Annotated in this window: 13 protein-coding genes and 4 pseudogenes; 3 read left to right on the top strand and 14 right to left on the bottom strand. The window is 67.0% G+C overall.

Features of this window, described 5'->3' with window-relative positions:
* The 10 genes and pseudogenes from H7K45_RS07165 to H7K45_RS07120 all read right to left on the bottom strand — a co-directional run.
* Window positions 1–796 (bottom strand): annotated as a pseudogene (locus H7K45_RS07165) (amidohydrolase family protein); the annotation flags it as partial.
* A gap of 125 nt (window positions 797–921) precedes the next feature.
* Window positions 922–1,482: pseudogene (locus H7K45_RS07160) on the bottom strand (amidohydrolase family protein); the annotation flags it as partial.
* Window positions 1,479–2,720, bottom strand: coding sequence for a multidrug effflux MFS transporter (locus H7K45_RS07155; RefSeq protein ID WP_263995078.1), 1,242 nt, complete (start codon window positions 2,718–2,720; stop codon window positions 1,479–1,481). The gene H7K45_RS07155 and the pseudogene H7K45_RS07160, both read right to left, overlap by 4 nt.
* Window positions 2,717–3,374: pseudogene (locus H7K45_RS07150) on the bottom strand (antibiotic biosynthesis monooxygenase); the annotation flags it as partial. The pseudogene H7K45_RS07150 and the gene H7K45_RS07155, both read right to left, overlap by 4 nt.
* A 120-nt stretch (window positions 3,375–3,494) precedes the next feature.
* A pseudogene (locus H7K45_RS31660) lies at window positions 3,495–3,818 on the bottom strand (antibiotic biosynthesis monooxygenase); the annotation flags it as partial.
* 400 nt (window positions 3,819–4,218) lie between these two features.
* Window positions 4,219–5,085 carry a helix-turn-helix domain-containing protein gene (locus tag H7K45_RS07140; protein ID WP_263995076.1) on the bottom strand — a complete coding sequence of 289 codons (867 nt, stop codon included), beginning with the start codon at window positions 5,083–5,085 and terminating at the stop codon, window positions 4,219–4,221.
* A gap of 69 nt (window positions 5,086–5,154) precedes the next feature.
* Entirely contained in the window at window positions 5,155–5,946 is a 792-nt protein-coding gene (locus tag H7K45_RS07135; protein WP_263995075.1) for an SDR family oxidoreductase, read from the bottom strand.
* Window positions 5,947–6,070: 124 nt separating this feature from the next.
* Complete coding sequence (locus tag H7K45_RS07130; protein ID WP_263995074.1) at window positions 6,071–6,877, bottom strand: GAF and ANTAR domain-containing protein; 807 nt, start codon at window positions 6,875–6,877, stop codon at window positions 6,071–6,073.
* A gap of 89 nt (window positions 6,878–6,966) precedes the next feature.
* Window positions 6,967–8,232, bottom strand: coding sequence for a DUF445 domain-containing protein (locus H7K45_RS07125; RefSeq protein WP_263995073.1), 1,266 nt, complete (start codon window positions 8,230–8,232; stop codon window positions 6,967–6,969).
* Window positions 8,229–8,936 (bottom strand): Abi-alpha family protein, encoded by a 708-nt coding sequence (locus tag H7K45_RS07120; protein ID WP_263995072.1) that lies wholly within the window; start codon window positions 8,934–8,936, stop codon window positions 8,229–8,231. Before H7K45_RS07120 ends, H7K45_RS07125 begins: the two co-directional genes overlap by 4 nt.
* A 278-nt stretch (window positions 8,937–9,214) precedes the next feature.
* Here H7K45_RS07120 and H7K45_RS31440 point away from each other — a divergent pair, with 278 nt between their 5' ends.
* Entirely contained in the window at window positions 9,215–11,530 is a 2,316-nt protein-coding gene (locus H7K45_RS31440; protein WP_263995071.1) for a putative bifunctional diguanylate cyclase/phosphodiesterase, read from the top strand.
* Here the strand turns inward: H7K45_RS31440 and H7K45_RS07110 are convergent.
* Both H7K45_RS07110 and H7K45_RS07105 read right to left on the bottom strand, forming a co-directional pair.
* Window positions 11,503–12,399, bottom strand: coding sequence for an SDR family NAD(P)-dependent oxidoreductase (locus H7K45_RS07110; RefSeq protein WP_263995070.1), 897 nt, complete (start codon window positions 12,397–12,399; stop codon window positions 11,503–11,505). The genes H7K45_RS31440 and H7K45_RS07110 overlap by 28 nt on opposite strands.
* Window positions 12,396–13,766, bottom strand: a complete 1,371-nt coding sequence (locus H7K45_RS07105) for an NAD-dependent epimerase/dehydratase family protein (protein WP_263995069.1) — start codon at window positions 13,764–13,766, stop codon at window positions 12,396–12,398. Before H7K45_RS07105 ends, H7K45_RS07110 begins: the two co-directional genes overlap by 4 nt.
* A gap of 153 nt (window positions 13,767–13,919) precedes the next feature.
* Here H7K45_RS07105 and H7K45_RS07100 point away from each other — a divergent pair, with 153 nt between their 5' ends.
* Window positions 13,920–14,423, top strand: a complete 504-nt coding sequence (locus tag H7K45_RS07100; protein ID WP_263995068.1) for a nitroreductase family deazaflavin-dependent oxidoreductase — start codon at window positions 13,920–13,922, stop codon at window positions 14,421–14,423.
* Between the two features lie 8 nt (window positions 14,424–14,431).
* Here the strand turns inward: H7K45_RS07100 and H7K45_RS07095 are convergent, their stop codons facing one another.
* A complete protein-coding gene (locus tag H7K45_RS07095; RefSeq protein ID WP_263995067.1) occupies window positions 14,432–15,415 on the bottom strand; it encodes an NAD-dependent epimerase/dehydratase family protein in 984 nt (327 codons plus the stop codon).
* Between the two features lie 44 nt (window positions 15,416–15,459).
* On the bottom strand, window positions 15,460–16,872 hold the full coding sequence (locus tag H7K45_RS07090) for an amidase (RefSeq protein WP_263995066.1): 1,413 nt from the start codon (window positions 16,870–16,872) through the stop codon (window positions 15,460–15,462).
* Between the two features lie 117 nt (window positions 16,873–16,989).
* On the opposite strand from H7K45_RS07090, the gene H7K45_RS07085 reads away from it, so the two are divergent.
* Complete coding sequence (locus H7K45_RS07085; protein ID WP_263995065.1) at window positions 16,990–17,565, top strand: TetR/AcrR family transcriptional regulator; 576 nt, start codon at window positions 16,990–16,992, stop codon at window positions 17,563–17,565.
* Window positions 17,566–17,592 lie beyond the last annotated feature (27 nt).

Here is a 17,592-nt window from a genome sequence, read left to right as displayed (position 1 = left end):
CGATGGAGCTCTCGCGCAGACCCATCAGCAGGGCGAACAACGTCTGATCACGAGCCAGGTCGGCATCATCAGCACGATAGGCGTTGTCCAACAACCCCTTCAACGCATCCGCCGGCTCCACCACCACGAAGTCGGCCTCCTTGCCGACGTCGAAATTACCGAACCGGTCCTCCATGTCCAGAGCACGCGCACCAGCCAAGGTCCCCATGAACAACATCTCCGCCGGATGCATCGACACCCCAGCCTCCCCCGGCTCGGTGATGTGCTGCTTGAACGCATCCCCCAACACCCGGGGAATCAACCACTCATCCCCCCCACCAAAATCNGTGCCCGAAGAGATGTTCACCCCCGAGGCCACCGTCCGCGTCCACGGCATCGTCCCCGACCCCAAGAACAANTGCGACACCGGACAATGCGAAATCGACGTCCCCGTCTCGGCCATCCGCTCCAACTCGACATCCTGACAATGCACGCAATGCGCCAAGATGGTCCGCCTACCCAACAAACTCTTCCCGCCNACCTGCGACCCGGGCAGGAACTTCCCGTCATAGGTGTCCAGATACGACTTCACCTGNTAGACCTGCTTGGTCGTGTCNACCTCACCAGTACCGGGACGATCATTCTCGTTGAGGTGACTGTGCACATACACCCCACGCCCCTTGACCTCGTCGTAGAGCTCACCAAGATTGCGCAACGTCTCGGTGGTCACCGACAACGCAAACCGCGGCACGATCGCCACGTGCAACAACGCCGTGGCCACGTCCCCGGTGTCCGCGGCGTGCCACTTCTCGATCTCCGCACGCGTCAACCGAACCGCCTCCTCCTCGGAGGTGATCAACGGCTGCGCGGTCTCCCCACCCACAGTCTGAATCCCCCGACCACTGACCACNCGGTGTCCGCGGCGTGCCACTTCTCGATCTCCGCACGCGTCAACCGAACCGCCTCCTCCTCGGAGGTGATCAACGGCTGCGCGGTCTCCCCACCCACAGTCTGAATCCCCCGACCACTGACCACNCGCAACCCAGCCTCCCGGGTNCGTTCGAACAACGAATCCTGCGCATGCGGGAACGCCGACCCGAACACCATCGCCGCAGTCGTCCCGACGGCGATGCGCCGGTTGCAGAACTCCACCGCCGCCCGCGCGGCGAACTCAGGATCAGCGAACTTGGCTTCCGAGGGGAAGATGCAAAGGTTGAGCCACTCCAACAACTGGCCCCCACCGTAGGAGTCACCAGCGTAGGTCTGCGGGAAGTGCACGTGAGTGTCGACGAAACCCGGCAACAAGAACCCACCACGATGATCGTTGACCGGCACAGACGCGTATTCCTCTGGCAGCGAGTCTCGTTGGCCGCAGAACACGATCACACCGTCGTCGTCGACGACCAACGCACCATCAGGGATCGACACCAACGCCGCGGCAGCCTCGGTCACCAACGCAGTGCCCGCGACGTGGAAGACGTGACCAAAATGAACCTGCGTCATGAACTCTGCTCCCTGATCGGTGGTGGTGACTCTAGCTGCGAATGGCGGGCACGGCGCTCGGCCGTCGCCCAGATGAGGAGCACGAAGGCGGCCGCGCCGCACACGACATACAGCCAGCCCAACGTACTTTGGTCGTTCTCGGGCAGGGCGCCCACGGCCGCCAATGCCACACTCACGATCAAATAGCAGCCGGCGCTGGCGATTCCGCCCACCAACCCGAGGTTCTTGGTGAACAGCCCGAGGGCCAACCCGTACATCTGAGGGCACAGCACGCCGCAGCCCGCCAGTGCCAACGCCGCACCGATCGTCAGAGCCCACGCGTCGAGACCAATCGTCAGCGCGGACACCAGCAGCACCGCCGTGCCCAACGCGAACGCTGCCAGCGCACCGCAGGCGAGCTTCCTCGTGCTGATGCGTACCGCGAAGTACCCACACGCCAACTCGCCCAACAGGTTCGCCGCTCCGACCGCCAGCGCGATTGCCCCATAGGCGGCGGGCGCGAAACCGAGTCCAGCCTGATACAGGAACGGTCCCGCAACGCCAAAGGCTAGTTGCGTGGAGGCCATGAGCCCAAAGACCAGCACGAAACAACCGAACACCGGGTTACGCATGGTGTGCGCCACGGCCTGCGACGTGGCGCGCACGGCTATGGGCGTGCGATTCGTTGGCGCCAGGGTCTCGGGCAGCGCGGTCGCGACGAGGACGGCGACCGCGGCGGCCAGGACGGCCACCAACCCGAACACCATCCGCCACGTCGTGTACTGCACCAACACGCCGCCGACGGCGGGCGCGATAACCGGGGCCAAGCCCCACGCCGCACCCAGAATGCCGGACACCGAAGTCAGCTTGGGACCGCGAAAGGAGTCCGCCGCAACGGCATACGACAGCACCATGCACGCACACGCCGCGAGCCCCTGAAGGAAGCGGACCGCCAGGAGGAAACCCACGTTTGGAGCGACGGCGCACAGGACGCTGGTGGCGACCACCACCACGAGGGACGCCAGAAGCACGCGCTTGCGACCCCATGCGTCGGCCATCACCCCCACCGGAATGAACCCGACGGCCAAGCCCAGCATGTAGACGGTGACGGTGCCTTGCAGTGCGGCCGGTGTGGATCCCAGGTCGACGACCATCTGAGGGAGCGCCGGGGTGTACACGTCAAGCGGGATCTGACTCAGCGGGATGACGCACAGCAGGATGGCGAGGAGGTGACGAGGCGGTGCGGGAGCGTTGGTCATGGCAGGGTCCAGAACTTGGTGGTGACGAGATAGAACAGGATGGCCCATGCGGCGTTGATCGCCAACACCAACGCGAAGCCCGCCAGGTTGGTCAACGGTTGACGAGCGTCCTTGCCCGGTGACATCCAGAACCGCAAGATCGGGTTCCCGTAGAACGGCATCACCACATAACTCATCACGAAACTCGACAACAGGTTGCCCACCAACATGCCCAACCACAGCGGCATACCCAAAGGCGCGGTCAGCAAGGTCAAGATCACCACCGTCGGATAGAGCCCCATCCACACCGCAATGGAGGTCTTGAAATCCGACGGCGGCGGGGCATCGGTGTCGCCGTAGTCAAACCACGTGCCAAACGAATGATCGATGCGACGCAACGAGAAATCGGCGAAACGCTCATCGGACAACAACCGCTGACGCACCTCCGAGGTCAACCACGCATCCAGATGCTCGGCGTCGTCGAACTTGTACGAGATGGTCCACTCCTCCTGCACCCCCTCGACGGGACGGAAGATCTCCGACCCTCGGAACCCCGCGAACGTCGCCTCAGCGGCGCGGATCTCCTCCTGCCAGGCCAAGAACTCGGCCACCTGCTCGGCGTCGACGCGGTGACTGACCACCACCGTCACCAAGGTCCGACCCTCGGAACCCCGCGAACGTCGCCTCAGCGGCGCGGATCTCCTCCTGCCAGGCCAAGAACTCGGCCACCTGCTCGGCGTCGACGCGGTGACTGACCACCACCGTCACCAAGGAGTCGTCGACCCGGCCCTCCTGCGCGATTACCTGCTGGGTGCCGGGACCGTCGAACAGGTCCGCACCGCGATCGAGGAACTCCTGGCGTGTGGCGCTGTTGAGCCACGTCTGCATGGTGGCCACCGAATCGAAGTGATACACCACCACCCAATCGGACTGACCGTCAGCCGGCTCCCGCAGCTCCACACCCCGAAAACCGGGGTACCGACCCGCCGCAGCACCAACCTTCCCTTGCCAGGCCAGATAGTCGTCCTCACGGCCCGCACGCACCCGCTGCCCGATGAGAAGTGTTGCCGCACCAGAACTTCGCAACGGCGTACCAGGATCGTGGATATCGTTGATCATGTCGTCCCTCAGACGGTCAGGCCAATGCGCCACGACGCATCATCGCTTGGAGATGGGTCGACGGTCGCGGAGAGCGAAGGTCAGTCGTCGGCCCACGGGTCGTAGGTTACCGCCAACGACGAATCGGCGTTCAGCAAAACGTGATCACGGCGAAGGAAGCTGCCCGGTCGACAGCCGCGGATCCTCGTCATTGGGCCGGTGTCGACGTCAATGACATTGCGATGTCGGTGCTACGGCCTACCCGGTCGCCGACGCCCGTCGGACTCGTGCGGCCGTCGAGTGGGGAGCGCTCTACCCGAGCTTTCCGGCACAGCAATTCCACAGCCGACCGGCCGACGGAGCGCTGGTGGTCACAGGATTCCCAGGCCGATGCATCGCGTCACGCGGGAGGTGAAGGTGGTCACCACGGCTGCTCGCTGGCCCACGTCGCCAAGCGGGCTAAATCGTCGGCAGTGGGCCCTCCCGCGGGTGCGGTGTAGACGTTCAGATGAAGCCCCGGATCAGTAGGTAGGACCATCGATTCGAAGTCCAGGTCGAGTCGACCCACCACCGGATGATTGAGACGCTTGCTCCCATGGCCGTGCAACCGCACGTCCCGCGATGCCCATTCGCGCCGAAAGCGTTCACTGCAGGACGACAATTCGCCCACCAAGGCAATGAGCTCCTCATCGTGGGGATTGCAGCCCACCTCCATGCGCAACACCGCAGCCGCATTCGTCGCCGCACGGTCGTAGTCGACGAAGAACGCCTCGGCCTCCGTGGGACACGTGTAGACGAACCGCGCCGCATTCGCCGGTCGCCGATGGTCGGCGAATATTGGTGAAAACAGCGCGCGACCAGGCCGATTCATCGCGAGCACGTCGTGGCGCCCGTTGCGGACCACCGCCGGCGCACCGGTGATCGCGTCGAGTACCTGCTGTAGCGCTGGACGTACCGCCGCAACCGGCGTGCGCTGACGTGGACCACCGGGCAGACGCGACTGGCGCGCGAGATGAAAGAGATGCTCGTGCTCGTCGGCGGAGAGGCGCAACGCCCTCCCCAGAGCGTCGAGCACGTCGTCCGAGGCGCCGGCCAGGCCGCCCCGTTCCATGCGCACGTAGTAGTCGACGGAGACACCCGCGAGCATGGCAACCTCCTCGCGACGCAGACCCTCGACTCGGCGTTGCCCGCCGTAGGCGGGCAGTCCTGCGGTCTGAGGGGTGACCCGGGCACGGCGCGACCTCAGGAACTCGCGGATTTCGAAACGCAGGTCGAGCGTGGCGGTCATTCACCCACCGTAGGCCCGCACGACGCGCCACGGGAGGTACCGCCGGTACCCCCGACCCCGGCCCTCGGATCAGGCGGTGGTCGCGATCCCGCCGTCGACGGGGATGACGGCGCCCGTCAGGTACGCCCCTGCGCGGCTGGCGAGGAACACGGCGACGCCCGCCATGTCGTCGGCCCGGCCGATCCGACGCAGCGGGGCCGACGCCGCGATGGCCTCACCGAACTCGTCGAGCGTTGCCGCCATCATCGCCGAGGGAAACGGCCCGGGCGCCACCGCGTTCACCGTGATGTGTCGAGGGCCCAGTTCCTTGGCGAGCACTCGGGTGAGCTGATGCAGCGCGGCCTTGCTACTGGAGTACGAATAGTTGGGCCGGTTGGGGACGTGGATGGCGGCGATGCTGCCGATGTTGACGATCCGCGAGGGGTCCTCGGCCGTTCCCGCACTTCGGAGGGTCGGAAGCAGCTCCTGCACCAACCAGAACGGCGACTTGACGTTGAGGTCGAGGACCGTGTCCCACGCGGCGTCCGGGAACGTCTCCAACGCCTCGTCCCACATCGCGCCAGCGTTGTTGACCAGGACGTCGATGCTGCCGGTCGCCGTCACGACGCCAGCCAGTCGCCCGCATTCGTCGTGCCGGGACAGATCTGCCGGGACCGCGCGCACGTCACCGTAGGCGGACAGTCGTTCCTGGGCGGCTGCGCAGGCGTCGGCGTCGCGGGCGCTGATGGTGACGCGCGCTCCGGCTTGCAACAGCCCGCGGGCGATCATCATGCCGATGCCCCTGGTTCCACCGGTGACCAGAGCACACTTGCCGCTCAGGTCGAATAGCTCTGCCTGCGTTGAGAATTGGCCGTCCGTCACGTGTCACCCTTCTGGAAGGAGACGACGGCGGCGCCGGCATCTCTCCTCGACACGCTAGGCACTCGTGCGCTCGCTGCGGAGACCCCGTCAGTACGGGTACCGCCAGGACCCCCCGGGTTCGGCTCTACCCAAGCCCGGCGGGCAGCGCGCCGGTGTCGGCGACTTCCTGGGCAACCTCGACGAGTTTTCGGTTGAGCCGCTGGGAGGCTGCGACCAGCAATTCGAAGGCATCCTGGGCGGAGAGTTTGCGGGAGTGCATCAAGATTCCCTTGGCTTGGCCGATCGTGTCGCGGTTGGACAACGCTCGACGCAGACTCTCGGTGCGTTGCGCATCGCCGAGGGCCAGCGCCGCGTGGGTGGCGTACAGGTCCGCGAGGTTGATCGCCGTGCCGCCGAGCGCATGCGGTCTCGAGCCGTAGAGGCTGAGCGAGCCCAATCGGTGGTCCTGGACCCACAAGGGAACGCACAGCATCGATTTCACCCCCATGGCCACCGCCCGGGAGGTGAATTCGGGCCATCTGCTCTCGGTGTTGGTGTCGGTGATCTCGATGCGACATTGCCTCTCAGAGGCTTCGATGCACGGACCGGTACCGGTGCGTCGCTGCAACTCGTCGAGCAACGGGGGCGCCTCGCCGAGCACCGCTTGCGGACGGAACTGGCCCTTGACCAGAAGGTTGACGCCCGCACCGTGGGCCGCCCCCTGGAGGAGGTCCAGGGCACCCTGCAAGATGGCCACCAGCGTGTCGTGCAGGCTGGCTTCGGGTACGCGCAACGCGCGACTCAACTGGTTCAGACTGCTCCACACGGTGCTGTCCAGTCCGTCGAACTGGGCCCACTGCGATCCAGCGTCGACCGAACCATCCGACTGCGAATTCGTCGGACTCACATCGGTGATGGGCTGCGGTCGTGGACCGGGCATGACTGTCGACACGGGCACCATTCAATCAGCTGTTCGAGGGCCGAACGACGTCGATCGTCGATCGTCGACCTCGTCTTCGACACCCCGGATCGCCGGGGTCATCAGTGGGTCACCAATTCGATGATTTGAACCTGTAATTCGCCGACGACGCCACCGAGGATCGCACCGACGGCAATCATCAACGGCTCGTCGTCCTTGAAGATCGGCCGCAGGATCGACTCGTACTCCTCATTGGTCAGCTGGCTCATCTTGTCGATGATGGTGTGCTCCAGGTCGATCACCTCGGCGGCGTAGTCCTGAGCCTGCGACAGAGTCGACGGCACCCTCTCGAACACCAACGCCACCACTCGGTCCTTCATCGCCCGGTACCGCTTGGTGCCGATGGTCAGTGCGACGATCGGGGCCGCCACCCCTCCGGCCTGCTTGTCCATGGCGGTCTCGATCTCCCGGGCGACCAACGCGAACAACTTGTCGGCCCCAGGGCCGGTGACGAGGGCGTCCAACAGCATCTCGGGGGCGAACAGGTCCTCGGCCAGGATCTTGGCGTACTTGCGCGTGATCGTGTCGCGTTGCGCGTGCAACAGGCCTTGAAAGGTGAACAAGCCCAATATCTTCTGCGGATGGATGGGGCGGAAGAGCATGTTGAGGGCGATGTAGTCGCTGAGGAATCCTACGGCGAATCCGAATGCAGGCATGATCCACGGGTTCTGAAACAGGGCCCACGCCACCATCTGGACGATCCCGATCGCGAAACCGAAGTAGATGCCGCTGCGCCGTACGAACGCCATCGCGTCGTCGCCGACGCCCCGCATCAACCTGACGAGCTTCTCCTTGTTGCGCACCAGGGTCGTGACCGCCAGGAACTGGACGTCGAGGTAGCGCGGCAGGTCGGACTTGATCTCGTCGATCAAGTGGGTGGTGAGTTCGGGCAGCTGCGCGGCAATGCGATCTTGCACGGCCCGGCGACCAAGCTCGGGCATGCTGTCCCAGAGACCTGGTCGGACCTGTTCGGCGAGGTCGCGGGAGATCTCCTCGACCGCCGAAGCGAGCGGACCGTGCAGGCGGTCGAGGGCCTCGTCGATGTCGAAGCGGTCGAGCAGCTCTTCTGGTTTGAGCAGCTTGGCGGTGAGCAATTCGATGGTCGTGGAGCCCACCTTGCCCGCGCGGCGGGGCACGATGCCCTGCCAACCGATGACGCCGATGCCCTTGAAGTCCTTTGGTCGGTAGAGCATCTCCACCACGACGATCTTGGTGCTCCACCCCACGAACGCGGCGATCAGCGGCATCGACAGATAGATCCACCAGTAGGCCTTGACGTCGTGGGTGATCTCACTCCAGCTAGCCATGGCCAGCGTGGTGGTCGTCATTCGTCGGGCGATTCCCCGGTGGCGGCAGCCCAGAACTCCGAGCCCAAGGGGGAGATGGCCACCGCCATCCGCTCGACCTTCGCCGGAATCGGACCCCGTCCCCCGTTCTTGACCGCCGCCAGTACCGACGACTCGGCCATCAACAACTCGTACTCGGTCTCCAGGCTGGGATCTTCGGGCTTGGTTTCGACCAGGTTCAACGCCAGGAGATGACCGATGTAGTGCGGAACGAGCTCCGGCAACGCGACATTGGCGCTTCGACCGATCAGCGACGCGTTCTCCAAGAGCGCGCGGCCGGACTGGCGCGGTTGCCCCCAGCTGTACACGTTGACCATCGGCGACGACGACCCGTCCGACAGCGCGCCCAAGATCCGCGCCTCATCGGCGACGAGTTGGTCGAGTAGGTGATGGAAGAGCTCGGCGCGACTCTCCCGGGTGTTCTGCTCCAGGGAACGATCCAGCAGGTCGTGCAGCTTTCCGCCCAGCCCGCTGGTGGCGGGTTGCCCTTGCGCGACCGGCGCAGGCGGCTCGCTCGCCGAGTCGGAGTCGGGCGGAGTCTCCGCGGTCTTGCCCTCCAAGGAGTCGAGCCCATGCCTCAGCGTGTCGATGATCCGTTTACCGGTCCAGCTGTAGACGTCGAGGCTCACTCGAGCTGCACCGACGGCCTGACCGAACAGTTCGCGCGGCACGAAGGGGTTGGGCATGGTGACAAGCTAGTCGTACCTGGTCCGGCCTCCTCCGTGATTGCCAAAAGAGCGTCCGCGTGACTGTCCGGTAGCCCCATGACGACCGTCGCCGCGTCACCACCGGCGGGAAGTCGCAACGTCCTGGCAGTGCCTGACCGTCCGACTCGCGCGCTCTGCGTCGTGTCGGAATCGTCCGTTCTCGCCCAGCGAGAGGCGTTGATCGATCGAAATGGCGATGGTCATGGCAGGGTAGTGAGGTGGTCCGGACATGGCGTCGTCAGCAAACGCGGCACCGCGTGGGTGAGGTGAGCACGCCGCGGGCCAGGCGCTGGCAGGTGGGCATCCTCGTCGCCGCCGGTGCGCTGGTGCTGGTGAACGCCACTGCGCGGTGGAATGAGACGACGACCGACGTCGTGGACAATGCGATGCAATTCAGCGCCGGTGCTGCGGCCACGCTGTCGGCGTTGATCTGGGGTGCGAGAGAGACCGGCGTGCGCCGACATTGGCGGCTCTTGGTCGCCGTCGGCATGGCCACGTGGACGACGGGCGTGGCGCTCTGGGCCTGGTACCAAGTCGTCGACGGTCGAGGTTTGCCAAGTCCGTCGTTGGCGGACGCCGGGTTCCTGCTCTACGTGCCCTTCGGACTGGCTGCGTTGTTCACCATCGCGGGTGCGGCTAAGTCCACCGGTGACGACGGTGGCGCCCAAGGGCACCATTTCACGGCGGGACTGATGCTCGACGGTCTGATCGTGACCGCGTCGCTGTTCTTCCTCAGCTGGCTTGGTGCGCTCGGCCCGGTCGTCACCGCCGGCGCACCGAACCGGGTCACCCTGGTCGTGGCCGTCGCCTACCCGGTGACCGACCTCGTCATGGTCTCGGTCGCGGTGTTGGCCGTCGTCTTCGGCCGCGTACGCGAGTCCGACCGCACCGCGTTCCTCTTCCTGACCGCAGGCATCGTGGCACTCGCGCTGTCCGACAGCGTGTACGCCTACTTGGTCGCCGCGAACGCCAGCACGATGAAGCCCCTCGAGAACTCTGGCTACGTCATCGGGCCGCTGCTCATCGCGTTCGCGGCACTCGAGCGGGCCTCCGGCGGCACGAGGGTGGTGCGGCCCGTCGGTCACGCCGACTGGTGGGCCCTTGGCCTGCCGTATGCCGCTCTGCTCGCCGTCGGACTGGTCGTCGCCGCTCGGCTGATGGTCGGTCCCCCACTCGGCGTGGTGGCCACGTCGACCGGGCTTCTCGTGGTGCTGCTGGTGGTGGTTCGCCAGTTGCTGACCGTCCTTCAGAACCGCTCACTGATCGATCGCGTGTATGCCGACCAGAGGTTGCTGTTGCACCTGGCCTACCACGACTCCCTCACCGGACTGTCGAACCGGTTGAGCTTCGCAAGTCGGCTCGACGACGCCATCGCACATCGCCGGGCGATGGCATTGATCCTCGTCGACGTCGACGACTTCAAGGAAGTCAACGACCGATTCGGGCACCCCGCCGGAGATCGAGTGCTCCAGGAGGTGGGGCGACGCCTGCACGAGGTCGCCGAACCCAGGGATACCGTGGCGCGCATCGGTGGCGACGAGTTCGCGATCCTGGTCGAAGGGGCGGCGGTGACGGCGACCGACCTGGTGAGCCGTATTCGCACCGCGCTGAGGACACCGGTCCTCGTCGACGAGGTGCCCGTCTTGCTGCGCGTGAGCATGGGTGTGGTGCTGCCCGACCTCGACGAGCCCTTCCTCGACGGTGACGTGTTGCTCGGCCGGGCCGATGGGTCCATGTATGCCGGCAAGCGCACCGGCAAGGACGCCGTGGTCATCTACCGCCCGTCGATCGGTGACGTGCCCGACTTCACCAGCGCGCTGCGCTCGGCACTTGGCGACAGACCCATCGGTTTCTGCATGGTGTACCAACCCGTGGTCAGACTCGACGACGAAACCGTGGTCGCGCTCGAGGCTCTGGCTCGGTGGAAGGCATCCGACGGTAGCGACGTCGAACCTAGCCTGTTCGTCCCCTCGGCCGAGCAAGCCGGGCTTGGCCGCGTGCTGGACGTCATGGTGGTCAACGCGGTGTGCGCCGACATCGCCGACGTGTCAGCGGAACTCACCGTTCACGTCAACATCGGAGCGGCACGACTCGGTGACGTGGAGTTCGAGGCCGCGGTGAGCGAGGCGCTCACCACCCACCGAATCCCGCCGGGTCGACTGGTCTTCGAAATCACCGAGACCGAAGCGGTGAAGGATCTCGGTGACGCCGCTGCGGCGATACGACGCCTGCAGCACTGGGGCATTCGGGTGGCACTCGACGACTTCGGCACCGGCTACAACTCCCTGCGGTACCTGCACGAGTTGCCGGTGAACGTCATCAAGCTGGACCGGAGCCTAACCGCGTGGGTCGCCAACGACCCCACGCTGTACCGGTCGCTGATCGGCATCTGCGACGGTCTGGGACTCGACGTGATCGCCGAGGGCATCGAGACCGAGGCGTCGGCTGACACCGTGCGCCGACTCGGCTGCCGTTACGGACAGGGCTTCCACTTCGGCCGGCCCGACTCCCTGAGCGCCGTCGTCGGCCGCACCCCTCGGCAACGTCACGGGGCGGTTCGGCACCAGAGCTGACCGACGGTGCGCCACGGCAACCGTCGCCGTGGACGCGAGTGACCCCGCGTCGTCGTGAAAAGTGTTGCCCGCACCAACGGACCGACCAGAGCGTCGAAGACTCCCGGCACCACGTGGTAGGCGACGATGGCGGGCACGTTGACCCACCCGACGTAGCGCTCGGTGGAGCGGTCGTGGTCGGTCTCCCCCACGATCGCCCTGGCGACGGTCGCCGGCGCATCGGCGCTGGGCGGTACGCGTGGCGTTTGCTCCAGGTAGTTGACGGAAGTGCCGTACACGGGTGTGTCCACCGGGCCCGGATAGATGCCGTGCACGCGCACCCCTGGCATGCTCCGATTCTCCTGGCGCAGCGATCGAACGAGCCCGTTGAGGGCGAATTTGCTTGCCACGTAGGCAGATTGGTATGGCACCGCGACTCGGCCGAGTAGAGATCCGACCAGGACCAGATGCCCGTCGCCGCGGCCCTGGAAGTGGCCCAGTGCGCACCGTGCCACGTTGGCCGCCCCGATGAGGTTGGTGCGGATGATCCTCTCGAACACCTCGGCGGGTACGTCTTCGAATCTGCCGAACGCGGTGACGGCCGCACACTGCACAGCCACGTCGACGCGGCCAAAGGACTCGAGGGCCACGTCGAACAGTCGCTGCACCGCGTCAGCGTCGCCGATGTCGGTCGGGTGTACCACCACGTTCCTGGCACCGGCGGCGAGGCACTCCTCGGCCACCTCGAGCAGCATGCTCTCGGTGCGGGCCGCCACCACGAGGAGATCGTGCCGCGCGGCGTAGCGCAATGCCGTCTCCCGGCCGATGCCGCTGGACGCTCCGGTGATCACCACGACCCTGGGTTGGCCCGCGTGCACGCTGGCGGTCATCGACTGACTACCCGAGTGGCACGGCGACGCTCGGCCATTCCGAGAAGACCGAGGGCGACGGCGACCGCCGCGGCGCTGCGACCGCCACGAAGGCTGGCCAACACCGCCGCTCCCACCGCGGGTGGCGCCGCCAAGGCGAGCGGGTCGCGACGTCGTTGGCGCACCCGGGCCAGCGCCGCAGGTGTTCCCGAGAGCAGATTGGCCGCGATGACGGCGCCGTGCAGCGGCCCCGGTGGCCCCGGTCGCCCGGCGCGCGCGATCGCCACGAGGCACCACAGCGCCAGCGTCGTGTCGTGTATGCGCTCGACCGTCTTCGTCTTCGTCATTCGTCGTCCCTCCGTCGAACCCATCGCGGGGCTGGGTCCCACCACGCCGTGGGCTAAGCCGTCGATCAATTCACGCGCCGCATCCGCCGAGGACCACGTTGGGCGCCAGTCCAATTCGTCGCGAGCCTTCGTGGTGTCCATCAGGGGCGACCGGGTCGCCACGTCGTACCAACCGGGTGTCACCGCCACCACGCGCATTCGGTGTAGCGCGCTGACGGCGCGTCGCACGAGCTCGGGTCGTACTTCGACGGGGCGCGCACCCGCCAACCCTGCGATGCCCCGTGCGTCCAACGCGTCGGCGGCCACGTTGAAGGAGCCGCGTGCGCGTCGTTGCATCAAACGCACTGCCGCGTCTCCGACGTCGTCGGCGTGGACGAATTGCAGCGCGAGACCGGCCGGCAGCGGCAGCACCGGCAGGAGCCGGCGATGAAGGAGCTCGAAAGCCACCCGCGGGACCGACGGGCCCACGTAGACCGACCGAAGCTCCGACGCCGCTTCGCGCTGCACCACGACCGTCGGCCGGAACCTAGCGACCACGACGTACGGATGCTTGCGCTCGAATTCGTCGAGCATGGTTTCCACCAGGATCTTGTGCCTGCTGTAGGTCGACGTGGGCTGACCGGTGGTCGGCCACGTCTCGGAAACCGGCACACCCACCCCGGGGCCGTAGATTCCCAGGCTCGACGCGTACACCAGCTGTCGAATCCCCGCGGCCAGCATTGCGTCCAGAACCGCTTGCGTCCCAAGGACGTTGGCCCGGTACAGGTACGCCTCGTCGTCGACCGGCAGAATGGCCAACGCAAGGTGGATGACCACGTCGGCACCCCGCAGCGCCGGTGCCAGGTCCGCGGCCGCGCTCGCCGAGGAGAGGTCGACGGCGTGCCAGTGGACGCCGCGGTAGAGCTCACCTCGCGAGGGGGGCCGGCGGCAGACGCCGACCAGTTCGGCGGTCGGTTCGGACCGGGCGAGCGCGCGAAGCACTCCCGCGCCGACGTTGCCCGACGCGCCGGTCACCACGATGCGCTGCGGTCGTGCGGTCATTCCACACGCATGCACCTATGCCACCGCGCCAAACCGCCGTGTTCACGTCACAATTCTGACGTTTACGACACCTTTGCCGACCACGCCGCAAGGTCACGAGCCCGATGGCGGTCCGCATCGCGCGACCGCACGATTGCGCTAGCGTCACCGGTCATGGGCATTCCCGAGGTCGAGCCGACGGCGCCGTCACCGCTGTTCACGGCCGGCGCCAAGCTGATGGGCACCGAGCCCGCGCGCCGGTTCCTCAAACGGTACGGCTGGCGCGTCGACCGCGCGGTGATCCGACTGACCCGCGGACACGTCTCGTTGTCGCTCGTACTCCCCGAGGTGCTGCTGACCCACACCGGCGCCAAGACGGGCAACCGTCGCAGCACCCCGTTGACCTACTTCACCGACGGGGGCCGGGTCGTCACCATCGCCTCCAATTACGGCGGTGAGCGTCACCCGGCCTGGTATCACAACGTCGTGGCTCATCCTCGCGTCACGTTGTCGTCACGCGGCTACACCGGCACCTTCCTCGCCGAGGACGCAACCGGCACCGAGCGCGATCGACTGTTCGCCCTTGCCAAGCAGTTCGTGCCCAACTACGCCGACTACGAGCGGCGGGCGGGCGGGCGTCGGATCCCGGTCGTGACGTTCACCGAGACGCCGGCGTAGCACTTCCGTCAGTCGACGGTCTCGGCCAGGGCGGCCAAGGTCTCGGCGGCGGTGAAGGTGGGCTGCCAGCCGAGTTCGTCCTTGGCCTTGCTGGTGTCCATCACCGTCGAGGCGCGGCCGGCGTGCAACCACTCCAGCGCCGACGGCACGAACGGCAGGCGGGCCAGAACCTCCGACGTGGCGACCGCCGCGACGTGTGGCACCTTCACCGGTCGCGCGCCCAAGGCGCGGCCGACGTCGGAGAAGGTGAGCAACCCGTCCCCGGCGATGTTGTAGGCCCCGGGCGGCGCGGTGGTCGTCGTCGCCGCGAGGGCGACCGCCGACGCGACGTCGTCGTGGTGCACCAGCTGCACGGGGGTGCCGGGGTCGGGCATCGGCGGCTTGAGCACCGGCACGGCCCGAACGAGTCGACGCACTGGATCGGGCAGCTGGTTCCACGGCATGGCCTCGGCGAGGGCGGGTGCCTTCGGCCCCGCGACGATGCACGGCCGCAGCACGAACACCTCCAGGCCCGACCCGGCGGTCACCTCGGCCAGCACCTGCTCACAGGCGGCCTTCTGCTCGGAGTAATAGTGCGCGGGGGTGCCGCGGGTCGGGACGTCCTCGGTGATCGGCACCGGGTTGTCCGAGTGGTACCCGTAGGCGGCAACCGACGAGGTGTAGACGAGACGACGCGGCCCTCCGGACACCGTGGCTTCGAAGACGTTGCGCGTCCCGGCCAGGTTGATCTTGGCGCTCTCCTCGCGCGTGCCCATGATGATGAAGGCGAGGTGCACGACCACGTCGGCTTCGCTCACCAGGTCGTCGACGGCATCGCGGTCCAGGATGTCGCCCTGCCGGTACACCGTCTTGGACCACCCACGCTCCGCCGGGTCGAAGGGCCGCCGCGCCATGCCGAGGATCTGGGTGACGTCGGGATGCGCCTCCAGCGCTTCGATCGTGGAGATTCCGATCTCCCCCGTCGGCCCGGTGACTGCTACGCGAAGTGCCATGGCGAGAGCTGTTCCCGGCCGGACCGACCGCAAAACGGCCGCGCCTACAGATCGGGGTGCAGGCCTCGGGCCGGACTCACCGACTCCAGTTGGGACGCCAGGTGCAGGACGGTCGACTCGGCCCGCCAGCTCGACACCAGCTGCACGTTGATCGGCAGACCCTCACTGCTGGTGCCGAACCTCATCGACAGTGCGGGTAGCCCCGTGACGTTGAACGGCACGGTCGCGGCCATCACGTAGGACGCGTCCACGGTTCTGCCGTCGATCACGAACTCCGTGGCACCGTGCCCGTGAGCCGGCAGGGGCAGCACCGGGCAGAGCAACGCGTCGAAGCGCCCGAAGAAGTCGGCGAAGCCGTCCCTGAGACGGTCGGCCGCCTGCTCCGCCTCGACGAAGTCCGCCATCGAGGTCTCGGGGGCGGCGAGCATCCCCTTGGCCATCCGAAAGAGTTCGTCGGGCGCCCGGCCGGCGGTCGCCTGCGCGAAGGCGGGTTTGAGCTCCATGACGTGCAGACGCATGAACACTTCGAGGGCGAAGTCGCGTTCGAGGGCCGGAATCCGCACCGGTTCGACGACGCATCCCGCGGCGCCGAGAGCATCGGCCGCAGACTGCACCGTCGCGGCGACCTCGGGGTGGATCGGCCCGAATCCCGGCCCGACCAACCAGCCGACCCGCAGGGGGCGTGACACCGCCTCGCCGGTGGCCGCGTCCGACCGCCCGGTGATCGAGGCGAAGGCGTCGGCGCCGTCGGGTCCCTCGAGGAGTGACAGGGCCAGCGCGACGTCGCGCACGCTGCGCGCCATCGGGCCGACGTGCCAGAAGCGCCGCGGCGCTCGCGGCCAGATGCCCGTCATCGGGATGCGCCCGTGGGTGGCCTTGAGACCGACGATGCCGGTCTGAGCCGCCGGCCCGCGCACCGAGATGGCGAGATCGGTGCCCAGGCCCAACGGCGACATCCCGGCTGCGATGGCCGCGGACTCGCCGCCGCTTGAGCCGCCAGGGGTGCGGTCGAGATTCCACGGATTGTTGGACCGCCCCGTGAGCAGGTTGTCGCTCTCGGTCGAGTAGGAGAATTCCGGCAGGTTCGTCTTCGCCAGCACGATCGCACCCGCGCCGGTCAACCGGGCCACGCTGACGGCGTCCCGATCCGGGATGCGGCCACCGAAGATGGGCGATCCGCGTTGCGTCAGGATGCCCGCGGTGTCGATCGAGTCCTTCACCGAGATCGGAACACCGTGCAGCGCACCGAGATCGCGACCGGACACGACGGCGGCCTCGGCGGCTCGCGCCAGCTCCATCGCCGCCGGTGCAATGGTGACGATCGCGTTGACGGCCGGGTCGACCGAGTCGATGCGATCCAGGTGCGCCTGCATCACTTCCACGGGTGACACCTGGCGGGTGCGGATCAGTTCCGCCAGCGCCGTCGCGTCGAAGTACGTCATCTCGGACGAGCCCATCGTTGGTCCCTTCGTTACCTGCCTACCTGCCACTTGGCAGGGAAGTTACCTGCCGACAGGTAGGTTGTCTATCTGGCACTTGGTAGGCTGAGGCACGCCGAGGAAGGGGTGACCGACGTGACCGAGCCACAGACGAGCACACGCGACCGAATTCTGGCTGCGGCCACCGCCGTTGCCCAGACCCGCGGTTATGGCGGGCTCAGCTACCGCGACCTCGCACGAGAGGTCGGCATCAAGGCGGCCAGCATCTACCACTACTTCCCGGCCAAGGCCGACCTCGGCGCCGCCGTCGCCAGACGCTACTGGGAGGACGCGGCGGCGAGGCTCGACGAACTGTCCGCCGAGAACGACGATGCCGTCGACGCGCTCAGTCGCTATCCCGAGACGTTCCGCAGGGCGCTGGAGAACGACAACCGGATGTGTCTGTGTAGCTACATGGCGGCCGAGTACGACGACCTGCCGGACCCGGTGAAGCACGAGGTGCAGACCTTCACCGACGTCAACGTGACGTGGCTGGCCAAGATGCTCTCGGCCGCCCCTACCACCGCCTCGGATCAGAACGAGGCTCGGGCACGGGCCATCTTCGCCGCGATCGCGGGGGCTCAGCTCGTCGCGCGCAGCCGCTCCGACATCGCGCTCTACGACGCCCTGGTCGACGGCTACCGGGAGGCTGGACTGCTGCCGTCCAGCTAATCCCGTCCCCCGGCTGGCAGCGGCTGG

Source organism: Mycobacterium yunnanensis (assembly GCF_025823185.1).
Lineage (GTDB): Bacteria > Actinomycetota > Actinomycetes > Mycobacteriales > Mycobacteriaceae > Mycobacterium > Mycobacterium yunnanensis.
This window is presented reverse-complemented; position numbering and strand designations above follow the sequence as displayed.